Source organism: Pseudomonas sp. 8 R 14 (genome assembly GCF_900005955.1).
Classification (GTDB): Bacteria; Pseudomonadota; Gammaproteobacteria; order Pseudomonadales; family Pseudomonadaceae; genus Aquipseudomonas; species Aquipseudomonas marginalis.
Window position 1 is genome coordinate 16,474 of the sequence record NZ_CVTH01000039.1, and the last position, 21,134, is coordinate 37,607.

At 63.0% G+C, this 21,134-nt stretch carries 16 protein-coding genes; 10 read left to right on the forward strand and 6 right to left on the reverse strand.

The features are described from left to right. Window positions 1-6: 6 nt before the first annotated feature. Window positions 7-1,245, forward strand: a complete 1,239-nt coding sequence (locus BFQ01_RS07685; protein ID WP_065924833.1) for a transporter associated domain-containing protein — start codon at window positions 7-9, stop codon at window positions 1,243-1,245. A gap of 357 nt (window positions 1,246-1,602) precedes the next feature. Then, on the forward strand, window positions 1,603-2,913 hold the full coding sequence (locus BFQ01_RS07690) for an MFS transporter (protein ID WP_065924834.1): 1,311 nt from the start codon (window positions 1,603-1,605) through the stop codon (window positions 2,911-2,913). Between the two features lie 97 nt (window positions 2,914-3,010). On the opposite strand, the gene purT is transcribed toward BFQ01_RS07690, so the two are convergent. The 5 genes from purT to BFQ01_RS07715 form a co-directional block, all read right to left on the reverse strand. Beyond that, window positions 3,011-4,192, reverse strand: a complete 1,182-nt coding sequence (gene purT, locus BFQ01_RS07695; protein WP_065924835.1) for a formate-dependent phosphoribosylglycinamide formyltransferase — start codon at window positions 4,190-4,192, stop codon at window positions 3,011-3,013. 69 nt (window positions 4,193-4,261) lie between these two features. Beyond that, window positions 4,262-4,729, reverse strand: coding sequence for a VUT family protein (locus tag BFQ01_RS07700; protein WP_065924836.1), 468 nt, complete (start codon window positions 4,727-4,729; stop codon window positions 4,262-4,264). Window positions 4,730-4,892: 163 nt separating this feature from the next. Beyond that, a complete protein-coding gene (locus BFQ01_RS07705) occupies window positions 4,893-5,108 on the reverse strand; it encodes a DUF1289 domain-containing protein (RefSeq protein WP_065924837.1) in 216 nt (71 codons plus the stop codon). After that, window positions 5,105-5,629 carry a gamma carbonic anhydrase family protein gene (locus tag BFQ01_RS07710; RefSeq protein WP_065924838.1) on the reverse strand — a complete coding sequence of 175 codons (525 nt, stop codon included), beginning with the start codon at window positions 5,627-5,629 and terminating at the stop codon, window positions 5,105-5,107. The genes BFQ01_RS07705 and BFQ01_RS07710 overlap by 4 nt, the downstream gene beginning before the upstream one ends. A gap of 35 nt (window positions 5,630-5,664) precedes the next feature. Beyond that, complete coding sequence (locus tag BFQ01_RS07715; protein WP_065924839.1) at window positions 5,665-6,267, reverse strand: CoA pyrophosphatase; 603 nt, start codon at window positions 6,265-6,267, stop codon at window positions 5,665-5,667. Between the two features lie 146 nt (window positions 6,268-6,413). Between BFQ01_RS07715 and BFQ01_RS07720 the strand changes: the two genes are divergently transcribed. The 8 genes from BFQ01_RS07720 to BFQ01_RS07755 all read left to right on the forward strand — a co-directional run bounded on the left by BFQ01_RS07720 (window position 6,414) and on the right by BFQ01_RS07755 (window position 20,728). Next, window positions 6,414-6,965: an NUDIX hydrolase gene (locus BFQ01_RS07720; RefSeq protein WP_065924840.1), complete on the forward strand. Its 552-nt coding sequence runs from the start codon at window positions 6,414-6,416 to the stop codon at window positions 6,963-6,965. Window positions 6,966-7,002: 37 nt separating this feature from the next. Beyond that, on the forward strand, window positions 7,003-7,506 hold the full coding sequence (locus BFQ01_RS07725) for a L,D-transpeptidase family protein (protein WP_027605448.1): 504 nt from the start codon (window positions 7,003-7,005) through the stop codon (window positions 7,504-7,506). A 262-nt stretch (window positions 7,507-7,768) separates the two neighbouring features. Next, entirely contained in the window at window positions 7,769-8,527 is a 759-nt protein-coding gene (locus BFQ01_RS07730) for a GntR family transcriptional regulator (protein WP_065924841.1), read from the forward strand. Window positions 8,528-8,537: 10 nt separating this feature from the next. Next, a complete protein-coding gene (gene nagA / locus BFQ01_RS07735; RefSeq protein WP_065924842.1) occupies window positions 8,538-9,644 on the forward strand; it encodes an N-acetylglucosamine-6-phosphate deacetylase in 1,107 nt (368 codons plus the stop codon). Next, window positions 9,625-10,647, forward strand: coding sequence for an SIS domain-containing protein (locus BFQ01_RS07740; RefSeq protein ID WP_141690797.1), 1,023 nt, complete (start codon window positions 9,625-9,627; stop codon window positions 10,645-10,647). Before nagA ends, BFQ01_RS07740 begins: the two co-directional genes overlap by 20 nt. A 29-nt stretch (window positions 10,648-10,676) precedes the next feature. Continuing rightward, a complete protein-coding gene (gene ptsP / locus BFQ01_RS07745; RefSeq protein WP_065924844.1) occupies window positions 10,677-13,187 on the forward strand; it encodes a phosphoenolpyruvate--protein phosphotransferase in 2,511 nt (836 codons plus the stop codon). A 27-nt stretch (window positions 13,188-13,214) separates the two neighbouring features. Then, on the forward strand, window positions 13,215-14,921 hold the full coding sequence (nagE, locus tag BFQ01_RS07750; protein WP_065924845.1) for an N-acetylglucosamine-specific PTS transporter subunit IIBC: 1,707 nt from the start codon (window positions 13,215-13,217) through the stop codon (window positions 14,919-14,921). An 80-nt stretch (window positions 14,922-15,001) separates the two neighbouring features. Continuing rightward, a complete protein-coding gene (locus BFQ01_RS07755) occupies window positions 15,002-20,728 on the forward strand; it encodes a membrane-targeted effector domain-containing toxin (protein ID WP_141691255.1) in 5,727 nt (1,908 codons plus the stop codon). A gap of 94 nt (window positions 20,729-20,822) precedes the next feature. Here BFQ01_RS07755 and BFQ01_RS07760 read toward each other — a convergent pair whose 3' ends face one another. Continuing rightward, a complete protein-coding gene (locus BFQ01_RS07760; protein WP_065924847.1) occupies window positions 20,823-21,134 on the reverse strand; it encodes an NGG1p interacting factor NIF3 in 312 nt (103 codons plus the stop codon).

Genomic DNA, 21,134 nt, shown 5'->3' on the forward strand with positions numbered 1-21,134 from the left:
GCAATCATGGACAACTTGCCCCTGGGGCCGATGCTCGCGGTAATCGCCTTGCTGGTGTTATGGGCCGGGCTGTTTACCGCCATCGAAGCCGCACAACAGCACCTGCTGGCCCTGCGCCCCGGCACTCGCCAGGGAGACAAAGCGGCCGCCCGCCTGAATTTCCCGCGTCACAGCCTGATCCTGTGCAACAGCCTGTGTCGCGCCGCCGTGGTGATTCTCTGCACCCTGCTGGCGATCTATGCTTGGGCACAGAACGGCCCTTGGCTCGGCTGGCTGATGTCCTGTGCACTCCTGCTGGTGCTGGCCGACTACCTGCCGCGCGCCCTGGCCACCCGTTATCCGCAAGCGATCCTGGGCTTTGGCAATACGCTGCTGGGCGTACCGCTGAAAATCCTCTATCCCCTGGCCTGGCTGCTCAACGGCATCAGCCTGCTGTTATTGCGCCCGTTTGCGCGCAAATCCGGGGTGGTTAAAAAGAGCGATGAACCGCTACCCGACCACGATGACGAACCCGAGCCTGATGCCGACGCCGACCGCACCCCCGGCATGCCTGGCATCCACGCGCTGGACAACATCACGGTCAATGACATCCTGGTGCCACGCAGTGAAGTGGACGGCATCAACCTCGACGACTCGATTGAAGACATCATCGAACAACTGCGCACCTCCCCGCGCACCCGCCTGCCGGTGTTCCACAGTGATATCAACCAGGTCCAGGCCGTGCTCAATACCCGCCAGGTCCAGCACCTGCTGCCCGATGCCAGCCTGACCAAGGACGCATTGCTCGCCGCCTGCCACGAACCCTACTTCGTCCCGGAAAGCACCCCACTGCAACTGCAACTGCTGAACTTCCACAAACAGCAGCGGCGCCTGGGCATGGTCGTGGATGAGTACGGCGAAGTGCTGGGCATCGTCACCCTGGAAGACATCCTCGAAGAAATCGTCGGTGAATTCGAAAGTGAGCAAAGCACCGACAACCCGCACATCGAAGCCCAGACCGACGGCCGCTACATCATTGATGGCGCCGCCTCGATCCGCGAACTGAACAAGAGCCTGGGCTGGCACCTGCCCAGCGACGGCCCAAAGACCCTCAACGGCCTGGTGACCGAAGCGCTGGAAACCATTCCGGATTGCGCGGTGTGCCTGAAGATCGGGCGCTATCGCCTGGAAATCCTCGAGACCGAAGACAACCGCGTAGCGAAAGTGCTGATCTGGCACACCAGCCGAGTGCCTGTCGCCGCGTAGCTCTCCTGACAAACCAAAATCCAATGTGGGAGGGGGCTTGCTCCCGATAGCGGTGTGCCATTCGCTGCATTCGGGGACTGACCCACTGCCATCGGGAGCAAGCCCCCTCCCACATTTGGATTTGCAGCGTGTCAGCCCCTTGTTGGATCCACACACCCCTTCCTATAATCCCTGCGGCTTACCCAAGCCCCGCCCGACCGCGTGCTACCCGCACTCCGCGCGTCCAGGCTCCGCTGCATCGTGTCTGACCGGTGTTCGCTCCCATCCCGAGCCGCCCCGCGCACTACCCTGATCCAAGGGGGTTCGACCCAATAATAATCCGCGTCCAAACGCGCAACGACTGTCAGGGATAACTCAATGAGCACCACCTATAACGAGGCTGCGACCGCCGCCCCGACCAACTCGACTGCACGAGTCGCCACCGCGAGCATCGTCGGCACCGCCATCGAGTTCTACGACTTCTATATTTACGCCACCGCCGCAGCCCTGGTGATCGGCCCGGTGTTCTTCCCGCAGACCTCCGGCACTGCGCAGATGCTGGCGTCATTCCTGACCTTTGGCATCGCCTTTATCGCGCGTCCGCTGGGCTCGGCATTGTTTGGCCACTTTGGCGACCGTATCGGCCGAAAATCCACGCTGGTGGCCTCGTTGCTGCTAATGGGCGTGTGCACCACGCTGATCGGTTTGCTGCCCGGCTATGACAGCATCGGGGCCTGGGCGCCGATCCTGTTGTGCGTGCTGCGTTTCGGCCAGGGCCTTGGGTTGGGCGGGGAATGGGGCGGCGCCGCCTTGCTGGCCACCGAGAACGCGCCCAAAGGCAAACGCGCCTGGTTCGGCATGTTTCCGCAACTGGGCCCCTCCATCGGGTTCCTGGCCGCCAACGGCCTGTTCCTGATCCTGGCCATGAGCCTCAACGACGAGCAGTTCCGCAGTTGGGGCTGGCGTATTCCGTTCATCCTCAGCGCGGCGCTGGTGATGGTCGGCCTGTATGCACGCTTGAAACTGCACGAAACTCCGGTGTTCGCCAACGCCGTGGCCAAGGAAAAGCCGGTGAAAGTGCCGCTGGTGGAGTTATTCAGCCAGCATTGGCTGCCGGTGCTGCTGGGCGCCGCGTCGATGGTGGTGTGCTACGCGCTGTTTTACATCACCACTGCGTTTTCCCTGAGCTACGGCGTGTCGACCTTGGGCTACAGCCGCGAGACATTCCTTGGGCTGCTGTGCTTTGCCGTATTGTTCATGGGCCTTGCCACGCCTTTGGCCGCCTTGGCCAGTGATCGCTACGGACGCAGGCCGGTGCTGATCGTCGGCGCAATCCTGGCGATCCTGTCCGGCTTCACCATGGAGCCCCTGCTGACCCACGGTTCGACCTGGGCCGTGGCATTGTTCCTGGCGCTGGAGCTGTTCCTGATGGGCGTAACCTTCGCGCCGATGGGCGCCATGCTGCCGGAACTGTTCCCGACCCGCGTGCGTTATACCGGTGCTTCGGCAGCGTATAACCTGGGTGGGATTGTGGGCGCTTCGGCTGCACCGTTCTTCGCGACCAAGCTGGTGGCGATGGGTGGGCTGAGTTATGTCGGTGGGTATGTGTCGGCGGCAGCGTTGCTCAGCTTGATTGCTGTGCTGTGCCTGAAAGAGACGCGGGATAACGATTTGAACAAGGTCGTCTGATAAACAGCTATCGGGAGCAAGCCCCCTCCCACATTTTGACCGCATTTCTACTGGAACAATGCGATCAAAATGTGGAAGGGGGCTTGCTCCCGATGCTTTAAAGCTCTACCACAACCGCCTGGGAAGCACGGGTCGCCTTGGCCCGAGCCGCTTCAATCGATTCATCCCGCGCCAACGCCACGCCCATGCGGCGCTGGCCATTCACTTCTGGCTTACCAAACAGACGCAACGCCGTGTCCGGCTCGCTCAGTGCAGCGCCGAGGTTGGCAAACGCGGTCTGGGTCGACTGCCCTTCCACCAGAATCACCGCCGACGCCGAAGGCCCGAACTGACGGATCAACGGGATTGGCAAGCCCAGGATGGCACGCGCATGCAGGGCAAACTGCGACAGGTCCTGGGAAATCAACGTCACCAAACCCGTGTCGTGCGGGCGTGGCGACACTTCGCTGAACCACACCTGATCACCCTTGATGAACAGTTCCACGCCAAACAGACCACGGCCACCCAAGGCTTCGGTCACGGCTTTGGCGACGCGCTCGGACTCTGCCAGCGCAACCGGGCTCATGGCCTGTGGCTGCCAGGATTCCTGATAGTCGCCTTTCTCCTGACGGTGGCCGACCGGCGCGCAGAAGGTGGTGCCGCCGATGTGGCGCACGGTCAGCAGGGTGATTTCGTAGTCGAAGTCGATAAAACCTTCGATGATCACTCGGCCCTTGCCTGCACGTCCGCCTTCCTGGGCGTAATCCCAGGCTTTGCGCACGTCGTCAGCGCTGCGCAGCAGGCTCTGGCCCTTGCCCGACGAACTCATCACCGGCTTGACCACGCAGGGGAAACCCAGGTCCTGGACGGCCTTGCTGTAGTCCTCGAAGGTGTCGGCGAAATGGTACGGCGAGGTCGGCAGGTCCAGTTCTTCGGCGGCCAGGCGACGGATGCCTTCACGGTTCATGGTCAGCGACGTGGCGCGCGCAGTCGGGATCACGGTGAAGCCTTCGGCTTCCAGCTCAACCAGCGTCGCGGTGGCGATGGCTTCGATTTCCGGCACGATGAAGTGCGGTTTTTCCGCTTCGATCACCGCACGCAGGGCGGCGCCGTCGAGCATGTTGATCACATGGCTGCGATGGGCAACCTGCATGGCCGGCGCATTGGCGTAGCGATCCACGGCAATCACTTCAACGCCCAGGCGTTGCAGTTCAATCACCACTTCCTTGCCCAGCTCACCGCAGCCACACAGCAAAACGCGGGTCGCGGTTGGCGACAATGGAGTTCCGATTCGGGTCATCTCAGGTCCTCAGGGGAGCGGATCATGGGGAGAAAGGCCGGCATTTTACATGAACTGTAAAAATTGGCCTCAGTTGGCGACGGCCCGCTTGCGGATGCGCCAGGCCATGATCAGCCACACCGCCGTGACCCCGGCGAACTTCGACGCCAAGGCGGTGCCCACCACGGCAGGGGTGAGCGCACCGATCAGGCCGAAGAAGATAAAGGTATCAAGGGGAATGCTGAGCGCCGAACTTATCCACAGGCGGTCGTGGAGCGGGCGCTTGGTGATGCTGAACACCAGCCAGTCAATGCATTCCGACACCGCGAATGCCGTGGCGCTGGCCAGGGCGATGGACGGGTCCGAAGTGATATACGACAACACCAGCGCCGCCAGCATGGCGATGATCGCCCCGTGGCCGAAGCGGGTTTGCACCATGTCGCGCAGAATAAACACCAGGCCGCCCCAGGCCGACCAGATGACGTCCAGGTGCGGGGCAGTGGAGAAGGCGAAGTTGATCAGCACGACGCTGCTGATGTAGGCGATCAGGAAGAGCATGGGGCGAGGGACCTGTGAACAAGGGGCACAGGGTACTTCACATTTTGAAATATGTCGTCCGGGAGGGCCTCATCGGGGGCAAGCCCCCTCCCACATGTTGACCGCATTCTTACAGATCAAACGCGGTCAAGTGTGGGAGGGGGCTTGCCCCGATGGCGGTCTATCAGGCACCGGATTTCCCAGAAACCATAAACACCAACCCACTCGCCACCGCCCGCTCATGGCACAACCCCAACACCACCCGGCGCTCGGCGTTGTCCATGCGGCTCCAACGCGTAATCTCATCCACGGTGCGCTGGCAGCCGGTGCAGATATCGTCATCGTCCAGCGCACAAATGCTCACGCACGGCGAGGCGACGGGGCGTTCAATCGGGTTCATTCTTCCTGCTCAACCAGGTCCCGCGCGTAACGCTGGGCGTTATGCACATAGTGCGCGGCGCTGGCTTCCAGCATCCGCTTCTGTGCGTCGGTCAACTCACGCACGACTTTGCCCGGCGAGCCCATCACCAGGGAGCCATCGGGAATTTCCTTGCCTTCGCCGATCAACGCGTTGGCGCCGATGATGCAGTGCTTGCCGATCTTGGCGCCGTTGAGGATCACCGCGTTGATACCGATCAGGCTGTAATCGTCGACCGTGCAGCCATGCAGCATGGCGTTATGGCCGATGGTCACGCCGGTGCCCAGGGTCAGCGGGTAGCCCATATCGGTGTGCATCACGCTGCCGTCCTGGACGTTGCTGTTCTTGCCGATCAGGATCAGCTCGTTGTCGCCACGCAGCACCGCGTTGAACCAGACGTTGGCGCCCTCCTCCAGCTTGACCTTGCCCACCAGCGTGGCATTCGGCGCCACCCAGCTGTGTGGATGGGTCTCGACGCGGGCATCGCCCAGGCGGTATTTCATGCTGTTCCCTCACGGCTGGCCGTTCAAACGACGGCTTAGGTATTGATGAAGCTCTTGGGCGGCTGGTGCAGGCTTATCTGGGCGTCGTCATAAAGCAGATTGATCAACTCGACGATCATGATTGCCGTCAGGCCCCAGATCTTGTATTCGCCGAAGCGATAACTGGGCACGTACCAACTGCGACCCTGGTAATCGATTCGGTGGGTATGTTCGCGTGGATCCTGTCGGAAAAAGTCCAGGGGAACGCTGAAGACGGCAGCGATTTCAGCATCGTTGGCCAGATACTCGACGTAGTCGGGGATCACCCCCACATAGGGCGTGACCCGGATGCCGTGCAGGGAGATCAGCGGGCTCAGTGGGCCGATGATTTCCACCAGGCCGGGGGGCAGGCCGATTTCTTCTTCGGCTTCACGCAGGGCGGTGAAGATCAGGTCCGGGTCTTCGGGGTCGCGGCGCCCGCCGGGAAAGGCCACTTCGCCACCATGGGTCGACAGGCCGCTGGCGCGCAGGGTCAGGATCAGCTCAGGTTCGTCACTGCGGGTAATCGGCACCAGCACCGCGGCCTCGGGGAAACGCCCGTCGGTTTCCAGCGTGTGGGGGGTGTGATTGCTTACCCGGCGAAGTAGCTCGTCCAGCATGAGTCATCTCGGTCTGTTGGCTACCTTGCATCATGCACCAAAGCGTGCGGGTGCCCAACCCCAAAACCCGGCAGGTGTCGCTAAACGACAACTTGCAGGCCCCCGCCCGCCACGCCAAGATAGGCGCACTTTCCAGGAACCCCAGCATGAATTTCTGTAGCCAGTGCGGTAAACCGGTGACCCAACGCATTCCCGAAGGCGACGGGCGCCTGCGTTTTGTGTGTGATCACTGCTCCACCATCCACTATCAGAACCCCAATATCGTCGCCGGTACCGTGCCAGTGTGGGGCGATAAAGTGCTGCTGTGCCGTCGTGCCATCGAGCCGCGCCTGGGTTACTGGACCCTGCCCGCCGGTTTTATGGAAAACGGCGAGACCGTCGAACAGGCCGCCACGCGCGAAACCCTGGAGGAAGCCTGCGCCCGCGTGCGCAACCTGGCGATCTATACGCTGATCGACGTGCCGCATATCAGCCAGGTGCATATCTTCTACCGCGCCGAACTGGTCGACCTGGACTTCGCCGCCGGCCCCGAAAGCCTCGAAGTGCAGCTGTTCGACGAGGCGGACATCCCTTGGTCCGAGCTGGCTTTCCGCACGGTCGGGCGTACCCTAGAATACTTTTTCGCCGACCGCCGCCAGCAGTCCTTCCCGGTGCGCAGCGAAGCCGTGCCACCTCTTTCTTCAAAGCCCGCCCAATAACCATTCGGCAGCTCGTCGCCACAGGGATACCGTTTTAATGCGTTGGTTGCTTGCTCTGATCTGCCTGTCGTTCGCCACGCTTTCGCCGGCCTCTACCGTGGAAACCCTGGGCGGCAAGACGGTCGAAAAAGTCCTGGTGCTCAAGTCCGCCCACCAATTGCAGTTGATCAACGACGGCAAGCCCCTCAAGACCTATCGGATTTCCCTGGGCAAAAACCCCAAGGGCCACAAGCTGATCGAGGGCGACCGCCGCACCCCGGAAGGCCTGTACTGGATCGACTGGCGCAAGACCAGCGACCGCTACTACCTGTCCATGCACATCTCCTACCCGAATATCAGCGATGCCGCCCGCGCCCGCCGCGAAGGGGTGAAGCCCGGCAGCATGATCATGATCCACGGCACGCCCGACACCGAAGAGTACCCGGAGCAGTGGTTCCACACCCTGGACTGGACCGACGGCTGCATCGGCATGCGCAACGTCGACATGCGCGAAGTCTGGAACCTGGTCAAGGACGGCACGCTGATCGAGATCCGCCCGTAAATCTTCGACCGTTCGTAATTTAATTAAAAATATTTCCCTCCCCCTCCCACGCCTGCCGGTGAATACCAGTTCACCGCGCGGGCTGCGCACTTCTGCGCGCGATAAAGACCTCTCTAATACCACTTGATACCGGGCACCATTAAGGCGCCCTGAAACCGGTACTCGCACCGTTTTGGCAGCATTGACATGGTATTTAAGTGGTATTAGCTTCCGGCCAATACCGGGCGACAACACTCCAATAACCGCATCGGAAACCTCATAGATGAACCCCATCCTGACGCTGCGTCCCGACGACAAACAATCCACGCCGCTGTACCTGCAATTGGCCCGCAACCTGGAAGCGGCGATCCATGCCGGCCAGTGGAAATCCGAACAGGCCCTGCCCTCGGAGCGCGCCCTCAGCGAACAGCTGAGCATTTCGCGGGTGACCGCCCGTAAAGCGCTGGAAGTGTTGTTCGCCCAAGGCCTGATCCGCCGCAGCCAGGGTTCCGGCACCTTTATCACGCCACGCCTGGAACAGCCGCTGTCACGCCTGTCGGGGTTCAGCGAGATGTTGCGCCTCAAGGGCTTTGTGCCCAGCTCCCAATGGCTGGAGCGCGAGATCACGCCGCCGACCCACGAAGAGCTGATCCGCCTGTGCCTGTCGCCCACCGACAAGGTGGCGCGCCTCAAACGCCTGCGTAAAGCCGATGACACGGTAATGGCCATCGAGATGACGGCCATGCCCGCCTCGGTACTCCCGCAGCCGCAAGCCATCGGCAATTCGTTGTACGAATACCTCGAAAGCATCGGCAAGCCCATCGTGCGCGCCCTGCAACACATCCAGGCGATCAACGCCTCGGACGAATTCGCCAGACTGGTGGGCATCGCCCCCGGCACCGCCATGCTGTTGATGACTCGCGTGGGCTACACCGCCGACAACACGCCGATCGAAATCACCGACACCTACTGCCGCAACGACTACTACGACTTCGTCGCAGAACTGCGCCGCTACGACTTTGCCGCCGAGTTGCGGCCTTAGAGAACTGCCCATGTCCGAAGACAATATCCTCACGCCCCACGGCTGGATGCGCGGCCGCCTGGTGCACCAGCACGGCAAGGTCATCGCCATCGAGGGCGAACCTTGCGACCCGGCTGAAAACGACTTGCCCTACCTGCTGCCGGGTTTTATCGACCTGCACGTCCACGGCGGCGGCGGTAAAGACATCATGGAAGGCGCCGACGCTTTCGAGACCATCACCCGCACTCATGTGCGTTTTGGTACGACGTCGCTGTTGGCCACCACCATGACCGCGCCGGTGGATGAAATCTCCAGCGTGCTCGGCCAACTCGGGCGCTTCTGCGAGCAGCGTCCTACGGGCAGCGCCCGGGTACTCGGCGTGCACCTGGAAGGCCCCTACATCAACCCGGGAAAACTCGGCGCGCAGCCCAACTTCGCCCACACCGCCTTGATGGCCGAAGTCGAAGCCTACCTGCGCCTGGCGCCGATCCGGGTGATCACCATCGCCCCGGAAATCGCCGGCCACGACGCCCTGATCCGCGCCCTCAGCGAGCGCGGCGTGCGCATGCAGATCGGCCACACCCTGGGCAGCTATGAAGAAGGCGTCGCCGCCCTCGCCGCCGGCGCCACCAGCTTTACCCATTTGTACAACGCCATGAGCCCGTTGCATCACCGTGAGCCGGGCATCGTCGGCGCCGCGCTGGCCCACGCCAAGTACGCAGAATTGATTCCGGACCTGCTGCATGTGCACCCCGGTGCCATGCGCGTAGCCCTGCGGGCGATCCCGTGCCTGTATTGCGTCACCGATTCCACCGCCGCCGCCGGCATGCCCGATGGCGAATACAAGCTGGGCAGCCACACCGTGACCAAATGCCTAGGCGGTGTACGCCTGGCCGACGGCACCCTGGCCGGCAGTACGCTGACCATGGACCAGGCGCTGCGCAACCTGGTGAAGATCGGCCTGCCGATCAGCGAAGCCTCACAACGCCTGTCGCAATTTCCGGCGGATTACCTGGGCCTGGAAGAACGCGGCCGCCTGCAACCGGGCAGCTTTGCCGACTGCGTGCGCCTGGACCGCTCCCTGCACCTCACCGACGTCATGGTCGAAGGAGAAACCATTGTCTTCAAAAATGCTTGAAGAGGCCTTGGCCTCCGCTGACGCCGTCGCGGCACAACTGCAACGCCTGGGCCCACTGCTGGAAGAAGTCGCCGGCCGCCTGCGCCGCCAGCCGCCGCAGGTGGCGATGACCATTGCGCGGGGCAGCTCGGACCACGCCGCCAGCTACTTCGCCTACCTGGCCATGCAGCATGTCGGCATCCCGGTGGCGTCGTTGCCGATGTCGGTGGTGACCTTGTTGCAAGCACCCATGAAAGTCAGCGGCCAGGTAGCGTTCGGTTTCTCCCAGTCGGGGCAAAGCCCGGACCTGGTCAACAGCTTGCGCCTGCTGCGCAAGCGTGGCGCCTTGAGCATCTCGCTGGTCAACGCCGAAGACTCGCCGCTGGAAGCCGCCTGCGAATTCCATGTACCCCTGTGCGCCGGGCCGGAACTCAGCGTGGCCGCGACCAAGAGCTTTATCGCCACCCTCAGCGCCAGCGCGCTGTTGATCGGCCACTGGAACCAGGAGCCCGACTTGCTGCAAGCCTGCCAGGCCCTGCCCGAAGGCCTGCGTGAAGCCGCCGGGCAGGACTGGACGCCCGCCATCGAGGCGCTGCGCGGCTGCCAGCAACTGATGGTGATCGGCCGTGGCGCCGGGTTTGCCATCGCCCAGGAAGCCGCGCTCAAGCTCAAGGAAACCTCGGCGATCCAGGCCGAAGCCTTCAGCAGCGCTGAGGTGCGCCACGGGCCGATGGCCTTGATCGGCGCGGACTACCCGCTGCTGGTCTTCGCACCACGGGGTGCCGAGCAAGCCGGCTTGTTGAGCCTGGCCGCCGATATGCGCCAACGCGGTGCCCGCGTGCTGCTCGCAGCACCGGACGATATCGCCGAACGCGACTTGACCCTGAGCCGCGCCGAACACCCGAGCCTGGACCCGATCCTGGCGATCCAGAGTTTCTATGTCATGGCGGCCGGCCTGTCCGTCGCCCGAGGCATGGACCCGGACCAGCCGCGCCACCTGAGCAAAGTTACCCGCACTCACTGAGTCGCGCTTTCCTGATGAGTACCGTGCCCATGCCCAACAACAATAATGAACTGACCCTCAACGCCCCCCTCAGCGGGCCGTTACTGGCCCTGGGCAACGTGCCTGACGACGTGTTCGCCAGCGGCGCCCTGGGCGACGGCATGGCGATCGACCCGCTCAACGATTGCCTGCATGCGCCGTGCGATGGCGTGGTCATCCACGTCGCCCGCACCGGCCACGCCTTGACGATACGCGCCGACAACGGCGCCGAAGTGTTGCTGCACATCGGCGTCGACACGGTCGAATTGAACGGCGAAGGGTTTGCCCTGCTGGTCAAGGAAGGCGCCCGGGTCAGCAATGGCCAGGCGCTGGTGCGCTTTGACCTGGACCGTATTGCCCGCCAGTGCAAAAGCCTGGTCAGCCTGATCATCCTCACCAATGGCGAACACTTTGAAATGCGCCCGCTGGCCGCGAAAACCGTCAAGCAGGGCGACCCCTTGGTGCAGGTTGTGCCGCGTGCGAACGCAGCGCAGCAAACGGCTGTGGATTACGCCGTCGCCGAAGCCAGCGCCAGCGTGCACGTGACGCACCGTGGCGGCCTGCACGCACGACCGGCGGCGTTGATTCGCAAGACCGCCCAGGGTTTCAGCAGCCAGGCGCAGGTGCACTTCGGCGCCAGGTCGGCCGCCTGCGACAGCCTGATCGGTCTGATGGGGCTGGGCATTGGCGAAGGCGACGAGGTGCGCGTGACCTGTCGCGGCAAGGACGCCGAAGCCGCGCTGCAGGCGCTGGTCGCGGCCTTGTCCGCCGCCGTCAAGGCTGAACCCCACGCACCGGTCGTCGCCATGCCGCGCCGGGCAACCACGGAAGTTGATGTGTTGCAGGGCGTGTGCGCGGCACCGGGACTGGTCTGCGGGCCGTTGTTTCGGCTGGCGGGTATCGAGTTGCCGTCGGACCCCGGCCATCACGTCACTGACGAACAACTGCAACGCCTGGACGCAGCCCTGGAGCAGGTGCGCGGTGAAATCCGCAGCACCCTGGACCAGGCTCGCCAACGCAAGGCCGTCGAAGAAGAAGAGATCTTCGCCGCCCACCTGGCCCTGCTCGAAGACCCCGCCCTGCTGGACGCCGCCACCGAAGCTATCGAACACGGCAGCGCCGCCACCCATGCCTGGCGTGATGCGATCCAGGCGCAGTGCGCGGTATTGCTGGCCCTGGGCAAGCCGCTGTTCGCCGAACGCGCCAACGACCTGCGCGACCTGCAACAACGGGTCCTGCGCGCACTGTTGGGTGAAGCCTGGCATTTCGAATTGCCTGCGGGAGCGATTGTCAGCGCCCATGAACTGACCCCTTCGGATTTGCTGCAACTGAGCGCGCAACAGGCTGCCGGGATCTGCATGGCCGAAGGTGGCGCCACGTCCCATGTCGCCATCCTGGCGCGGGGCAAAGGCTTGCCATGTGTCGTCGCGTTGGGCGCTGAGGTGCTCGATGTGCCGCACGGCCAGCGCGTGGTGCTCGACGCCGGCAACGGCCGCCTGGAACTGGCCCCCAGCGAGGCGCGTCATGCCGAAGTCCACCGGATCCGCGACGCGCAGATACTGCGTCGCCGGCAGCAACAGGCCCAGGCCCAACAACCGGCGCAAACCCGCGATGGCGTGAACATCGAAGTGGCCGCCAATGTCGCCTCCAGCGCCGAGGCCCAGGTGGCCTTTGAAAATGGCGCTGACGGTGTCGGCCTGCTGCGCACCGAATTCCTCTTCGTCGACCGCCGCACGGCGCCGGATGAACAGGAGCAGCGCCAAGCCTATCAAGCTGTGATGGATGCTATGGGCGACAAGTCGGTGATCATCCGCACCATCGATGTGGGCGGCGACAAACAACTCGACTACCTGCCGCTGCCCGTCGAGGCCAACCCGGTCTTGGGCCTGCGCGGTATTCGCCTGGCGCAGGTACGCCCGCAGCTGCTGGATCAGCAACTGCGTGCGCTGCTGCAAGTGTGCCCCTTGGAGCGCTGCCGCATCCTGCTGCCGATGGTCAGCGAAGTCGACGAACTGCTGCACATTCGCCAACGCCTGGATCAATTGTGCGCCGAGCTGGAACTGACCCAGCGCCCGGAGCTGGGGGTGATGATCGAAGTGCCCGCCGCCGCGCTGATGGCCGAGCAGTTGGCCGAGCACGCGGACTTCTTATCCATCGGCACCAATGACCTGTCCCAGTACACCCTGGCGATGGACCGCGACCACGCCGGCCTGGCTGCGCGGGTCGATGCGCTGCATCCGGCATTGCTGCGGCTGATCGCCCAGACCTGCGCCGGCGCGGCCAGGCATGGCCGCTGGGTCGGTGTCTGCGGGGCCTTGGCCAGCGACCCGCTGGCCACGCCGGTACTGGTCGGCCTGGGGGTCAGCGAGCTGTCGGTCAGCCCGCCGCAGATCGGCGAAATCAAGGACCGCGTCCGCCACCTGGACGCGGCGCAATGCCGGCAACTGAGCCTCGGCCTGCTCGACCTGAGCAGCGCCAGGGCGGTTCGCCAAGCCTGTCAACACCACTGGCCGCTGAGCTGACAACAACAAGAAAAAAGGAGACACGCCATGTACCAACACTTTATTGAAGGCCTGCAACGCCTGGGCCGTGCGCTGATGCTGCCGATCGCGATCTTGCCGATCGCCGGTCTCTTGCTGCGCCTGGGCGACACCGACTTGCTCAACATCGCGGTGATGCACGATGCCGGGCAGGCGATCTTCGCCAACCTGGCGCTGATCTTCGCCATCGGTATTGCCGTGGGTTTTGCCCGTGACAATAACGGCACCGCAGGCCTGGCCGGGGCAATTGGTTACCTGGTGATGATCTCCACGCTCAAGGTGATGGACACTACCATCAACATGGGCATGCTCGCCGGTATCGCCAGCGGCTTGATGGCCGGTGCGCTGTATAACCGCTTCAAGGACATCAAGCTGCCGGAGTACCTGGCGTTCTTCGGCGGGCGGCGGTTTGTGCCGATTGTCACCGGGTTTTCAGCGGTGGCGCTGGGGGTGATTTTTGGCTTGATCTGGCCGCCGATCCAGCACGGGATCAACAGCTTCGGCGTATTGCTGATGGAAAGCGGCAGCCTCGGCGCGTTCGTGTTTGGCGTGTTCAACCGCCTGCTGATCGTCACCGGCCTGCACCATATCCTTAACAACATGGCGTGGTTTGTGTTCGGCAGTTTCACCGACCCGCTGACCGGTGCGGTGGTCACTGGCGACCTGACCCGCTACTTCGCCGGCGACCCCAAGGGCGGCCAGTTCATGACGGGGATGTTCCCGGTGATGCTGTTCGGCCTGCCCGCTGCCTGCCTGGCGATGTACCGCAACGCCCTGCCGGAGCGGCGCAAAGTCATGGGCGGGATCTTCCTGTCGATGGCGCTGACCTCCTTCCTGACCGGCGTGACCGAACCCATCGAATTCGCGTTCATGTTCCTCGCGCCGTTCCTTTACCTGCTGCACGCGCTGCTCACAGGCCTGTCGATGGCCGTCACCAATCTGCTGAACATCCACCTGGGCTTTACCTTCTCCGGTGGGTTTATCGACATGGTGCTGGGCTGGGGCAAGTCCACCAATGGCTGGCTGATGGTGCCGGTGGGCCTGGCCTATGCCGTGATCTACTACAGCGTGTTCAGCTACTGCATCCGTCGCTTCAACCTCAAGACACCGGGCCGGGAAGATATCCAGGCCGCCCCGACCGAAGTCATGACCGACCATCAACGGGCCAGCGCCTACATCCGTGCGCTGGGCGGCGCTGACAACCTGCTGAGTGTCGGCGCGTGCACCACACGCCTGCGCCTGGACATGGTCGATCGCAACAAGGCCGTGGATGCAGAGCTCAAAGCCCTGGGCGCGATGGCCGTGGTGCGCCCCGGTAACGGCGGCAGCTTGCAGGTGGTGGTGGGCCCGCTGGCGGACAGCATTGCCGACGAGATTCGCTTGGCCATGCCCACGTCCGGCCAGCCATCGTCGCCCTCGGCCCCCGCTCAACCCGAGGCCGGCGCTGTCACCCCGCCACACGCCGAACAATGGCTGAATGCACTGGGCGGTGCGCGTAATGTGTTGCAGTTGGAGTGCGTGGCCATGAGCCGCATTCGCTTGAAGCTGGCTGATGACCAAGCGCTGTCCGAGCAGCAGCTCACAGCCTTGGGTTGCCAGGGAATCCGCCAGCTCGACGACGGCATCTGGCACTTGCTGGTGGGTGAATCGGCCCAGGGCTTGAGCAGCGCGCTCAAGGCCCTGGCCAACCGTGATCCGGTGCACACCAGCGCCTGACATCGCGACTTATCTACCGCCTTGCCAACGGTGCAGCGCTCCATGCTGAGGTTCCTATCATCAGCATGGAGAGCGCGCCTGTGAACACACCATCCCAGGCCTTTGAAGGCATCGAAAGCAACCTCAATCAGATCGGTCATCACCTGCTCAATGTCGAAGCACCGCTGTTGCCAGAACACAAACCCTCAGCCGAACAGGCCTATCTGGAAAAAACCAACGCAATCCTGGCGAGCTACCGGCAGCAGTTCCTGCACAAGAGCCGAACGCTTTACCAATCGCTGAAACAGGCTGACCTGCCCCAACAACTGGTCACGCTCAAGGCCACACTCAACACCCATCTGGAACACCTCGACCGTTACGAGCAGATCGACGGAAAACCGCGTAAATCCTTCATGACCTTTGAAGCCGGTTTCACTGCCCTTGCCAACGAAACCGCCCTGAGCGCCCAGGACCGTCTGCTGCACCCGCAACAACAGGCCATGCTGGAGCGTGTGCCGCTGGGCAGCACACTGCGGCCTGGTTTCTATGCGTTGACCCTGGACTATCAAGCACAAACCATCGAACTGGCCGGGGCCTTTGTCCTGACCGAACGCACCAGCCCGGTCGTCACCGACCTTTCCTCCATGCCGGCCGTGGGCGAAGTGATGCTGTTCACCCCCACGCGCGGGATTGAAACCTTTGGCTCCCTGCCTCAACTGAACGCGCATTTGCAGCGCGGCATGGATGACGCCGCGCAACGCCGCGACTTCATGCACCTGCTGCCGGTGCGCTACCACCACATCAGCCCCGGCGCGATCTGGCCGCTGGCACTGACGCCCATCAATGACCGGCCGCTGTTCGAACACACCTACAACGCCCTGATCGATAAGCGCAACGCAGACATTGATCATGCCCTGAGCCTGGTGAATAACCCCGAGCAGGCCGTGGACACCCTGATCAGCGCACTGGACCAGGCCATCGTCGCGTCCCTGCCCGACCTGGCCGCACGCCTGGCATGGCGTGCCCAGCGCGTGCTGGAGCGCTACCTGCGCCAGAGCGCCCCGGACTGGTACCGGAGCGCCAGCGAAACCCGCCGGGCCGAATTGGCCAGGCACCTGGCAGACTACAACACCGCCCGCCAACACCTGCTTGAACTGCTGGGCCCGGTCACCACGCCTGCAACACTGGCCCGCTATCAACTGCTGGAGCGGCTGAGCGAAGACCTGGATATCCACGACCTGGAACCGGAACGCCTGGTGATCAATACCCGTCGCTACGTCTCCCCCATCGGCGAGTACGAACACGACCGCAACCTGATCGACCTGACCCTGCGCGGGCTGCACGAAGGTGACGAGCAGACGGGCTCGGACTTCCTGAAAAAAACCACGCTCACCTATCAAGAGGCGCCACTGCCAGAGGCATACAAGGACCTCACCGTGACCTGGCTGGTACAGACGCTTAGCACCCTGCAACCGCGCCTCGACTTCGCCGCTGCGCAACAACAGATGCATGCAAAACCCGAAACCAGCCTCGCGATCGAACAGATGCTCGACCAAAGGATCAACGCGCTGGCCTATACCGCCGTGCTCGAGGGCCATCTCAGTGAAGACGACTTCCAATTGGTGCAGACCCTGCGCCAAGGCACCGACGCCCGCCTGAGCGCCGCAACCCTGTCTCTGCATGAGGCCCAGTTGCAGGATATGTGGGTGCTGCGCCAGAGCGACGGCAACGGCAAGGTCATACGCCTGCTGCTGTGTACCCCTGAGGCACCTGGGCGGCAGCAATTCCAGGCATTCGACGATGAGGTTGCCTGCCAGCAGCACATCCTTGGCTGGAGCCTGGACAACGGTTCGAAACAACCGCCCGGCACCCTCACCGATTACCTGATCACGCGGGTCGCCTTGCGCTTTCGTGCAGCGATGAAGCAGGTCTTGACTGGCCTGAGTTTCAAGCCTCATGCCGAGGAATACAAAGAGGTCCGCTTTGGCAACATCGGCAACCATGCTCATTGCCTCAAGGCCATGTCGGCCCATGTGCTGGCGACACGGGTCGACGACTATGCCTTCAGCACACCGGACTGGTACCGCTCCACCAGTAACGCCAACCGCCAGAAGCTTTTGAAACTTGCTGACGACGCCGAGGGTGCACTGCATGCCTACAACGTCTTTGCGCTGTCCGATGCGCACTTCCCCAGCTTCCCCGACTTTCTGCATGAGCAGGCAAAAAAGCGCCTGAACGAGCTGCTGGGACGTCACCAGAACGATGTCGACCCCGATACCGTCTGGGCCTTCTCGCCGCCGGCACTGCTCGGCGCCTGGACGCCGAAACCGCTGACCTACACCCAGCTGTACCGTGACGGCTACGCGGACGGCGTGGGTTTTCTCGACGAAAAGTTTTCGCGGGCGGCCCGCTTCAAAGGTCCCAACGGCATTGACCTGAGCCCGCTGACCGCAGAAAAGGTCGCCCGCTCGGTCACCGGTGTGTGGATCGGCCAGCGCTACATCAACGAGGTCAGGGCCCGCCTATTGAATGTCGGCAGCGCGGATTACGAGTTGCGGCGCAATGCAACCCTGAGCATCACCCAACGCCAGATGCAGAACGCTGCCTTGGAGTGCCGCCTGCAAGGGCATATCGCCGGGGTCGATTGGGAGTGGCTTGAACGCAGTATCGCCAGCATGGGCAGTACCGCCACCGACCAGCGCGGCACCTATGCCATCCATCGACTGCTGGTCGACGGGGAGTGGGTCATCGACACCTTCCTGTTCAGCCACAGCGGCTTCCCGACGTTGCTCTACACCCCCAACGCACCGGATGGCATCAGCTTTCGCGAGGCCCGGCAGTTCAATTACCTGCTGAAAAAAATTCCCGGCATGGTCGGCTATTTGACCCTGCGGGTAGGGGCCCAGTCGCAGACACGAGTACGGACTTTCCTGGAAAACGCCAAGGCGCAATTACCCGAGGACCTGAACAAGACCTCCGTCAGCCTTGCGCGCTACGACGCCACCCGCGTGCCCCTGCCGGACCTGCGCCAAGCGCTTTACAACATGAAGCTGCAGCGCAAGATCGACGATGTTGAAGGCACCACGGTCAATCGACTCAAGATGATCACCGGTATTCTGTGGACCTGCGTGGAGTGGGTCACTGCGATTGCCACCGCGCCCTTCCCCGTCCTCAGCCTGAGCCTGGGCATGCTGCTGGCGTTCAAGGACGGCATGCTGGCCTTGCACGCTTACCAGCAGGGCGATACCGGCGCCGCACTGGAGCACTTGATCGGCTACATGCTCAACAGTGCCGGCGCCGCATTCACCGATCTGCGCCCGGCCCTAGTGTCCCTCAGGCAGCTTGCCCGACCCGCCGTGAGCCCGATCGCCAGGCGCACTGCCGTCCCCAGCGAAGCCTTGAAACTTGTCCAGCCTCTGCAACCCAAGCCCTTGGCCCTGGAAGACATGCAAGCGGTACTCTTCGATGGCCAAGCGCTGTGGGCGAAGAAAACCCCGGACCCCATCGGCCGCTACCTGCTCTACCGACTGGACCCGGCCAGTGGCAAACTGGTCTCCACCACACGCGTGGCAGCCCCGGATGCGCAAGGCGTCTGGAGCCGCACCGGGATCACCGGCGGCGCACCTAAATATGAAAAACTGCCCGACACACCGGAGCCGCTCAAGCCCTATGAAATACCGGTGAAGTACGCGAGCAAACTGGAACTGGCGATCAATCCGGATGTGCGGGCCAGCATCGTGCAGCGGACTGAATGGGAGTTCGGCTCGCGGGAGGGCGCGCTGGGGCACGTCGCCAGCGAGTTGCACTCCCTGCGCACCACTTATTTGCAACAGGCCGAACGCTTGACGAGTGACGCCGAAGAGTTCTTCAAACACCTTGATCCGTTGCCGGCCCGCGCCGACGTCCCGGCCATCGACGCCGACGCCTCATTTACGCAACTACTGGCCAGCGATGCCTTGGCCGCAAACCGGCACTTGGTCATCGGCGCGGCACCAGGCTCCATCGCCAGTAAAGAACTCCTGATAACGCAAATGGACAGCTTGCTGAGCAAAGGCTTCAAGTACCTGTACATCGAGCACCTGCCTGCCGATTTATTCCGCACAAAACTGCAGAAGCTCAACACCGGTAAATCCTGGCAGCACATCGAACGCCACCTGAAGACGATTGACCAGGCGTTTGGCTTCGCCGAAGACGCCGAGTATTCGTTTGTCGCCCTGGTGCGCCAGGCGCAAAAAAAGGGCTTGAAACTCAGAGCCCTCGACGCCTCGACCTCGTATCAACTGGAGGATGCCCTGCAAATGGGCGACACACCGGCGACGACGCCGCGGGATAACGCGGCCAGGAACTTCTATTCCCACAAGACCATCGAGACCGACGCCATCGACGAGCCCGACGCTCGCTGGATCGCGTTAGTGGATTCCTCGCGCCTGCGTACCTTCGATAAAACGCCGGGCCTGGCCGACTTGCACGACGCGGTGGCCTTGCGGGTGGACGATGTCGGCCCAGGCCAGCCGGTGGGCATCTGGATCGACGAGCCGGGCGCCATCGTCGGCGATCCACTGGCCCACGCTGACTACCGGCTGACCCTTCACACAGCCTATGCGGCGCCCGAGCCGGTAACGCCATCCGGTGCTGCGTCAGTCGCTGTCGCCAACCACTTCAGCGACTACGACATCGCGCCGCCGTTGCGCGCCAGCATCGCTCAACAGGCTACTACGCGATATGGGCTCAATACACGTTACTACTCGACGGCCCCCGATCATCGCGAGGCACTCCAGGCGTTCCAGAACACCAGGGAACGCCTGAGCACCGAGGCACAAACCTATATGGCCAGCCACGTGCCGCCCACCAGGCCCGACCCTTCGGTTCTGGGCTCGCCGAAAACCCCAGAGGCGCTGCTGGAAAGCATCCGTCACAGCGAGTTCACCGGACTGGTGATCGGTGAAGGGCACCGGGCGGAGTCCAGCAAACGGTTGTTGCGCGAGCACATGGGGCACCTCAAGGCGCAGGGGTTCAAGACCCTGTACGTAGAACACCTGATGACCGATTTGCATCAGGCAGAGCTGGATGCCTTCCTGCGCACCCAACACCTGCCGGACACCCTCAAGCGCTACCTGAACTATCTGGACCAGGGGCAAATGCGCGGCTACAAAGGCCGCGATACGTACACGGAAGTCGTCCAGGCAGCCGGCAAGCACGGCTTGCGCGTCCGCGCCCTGGACTGCGCCGCCAGTTATCACCTCAAAGGGCTGGGTGGGGACATGTCTGTAACGCGCAACCAAATATTCAGCTACTTCGCCTCCAATGTGATCAAGGCCGACCAGGCGGCGCATGGGCCACACAAGTGGGTCGCGTTCATCGGCAGCACTCACACCAACAACAACCTGGGGGTGCCCGGACTGGCGGAACTGCAAGGTGCCGTCAGCCTGCATGTCAGGGACACGCCCCCCGCGTTGGCGCGAAACATTCGCCCCGGCACCTGGGAGACATTTTCCGAAGGCATAGACCTCGATGCCAGGGCCTTGCGTAGCGACTTAGTTCTGGAGGCCGGTGTGGAAGGCTTAACGGCGCCAGCGCCGTTCGTTCCGGTCGACCGGTCTCGGCTGAAAAGACCCGGCCATTTCCTGATCGAACGCCCAACACCGGCGCAGAACAATGTGCTGCACCGTTCGCGCACCGGGGAAATTGTGTCGACGCCCATCAAGGTCAATGCTGACGGCCTGTATTACGTCGACCGCTGGGAACCGATGCAGGGCAAGCGCTTCAGCTACGAAAGCACCTTGATCAGTGCACTGCGGGTGGAAGTCGGGCTGACCCCCGCGCCCTGAGTCGTTGAAGGCCTGGCCCTGATTGCATGACAGCCAACAAAAAACCCGCTGGCCAAACTGGCCCAGCGGGTTTCTTGTTTTAACAGCCAGCCGATCAGAAATCTGCCAACTGCCACACTTCATACGCCGGTGTCTCGTAGGGGTGGCTGAGCTTCAAGGCCGCGACAACCGCCTTGACCCACTCATCGGCCACCACCAACTCGACCTTCCACTCTTCAACCACTTCAACCTGGCCAACCTGCCCGATAAACGGCTGGCTGCCGTCCAACGCGCGAAACTGGCCCTGGCCCAGCACTTGCCAGGCGCAGCGGTCGTAGTCGCCGATGCGTCCGCCGCCAGCAGCGAAGACGGCGGTTTTCACCGTCTCCACATGGCTGTCGGGCACGAAGAAGGCGAGCTTGTACAC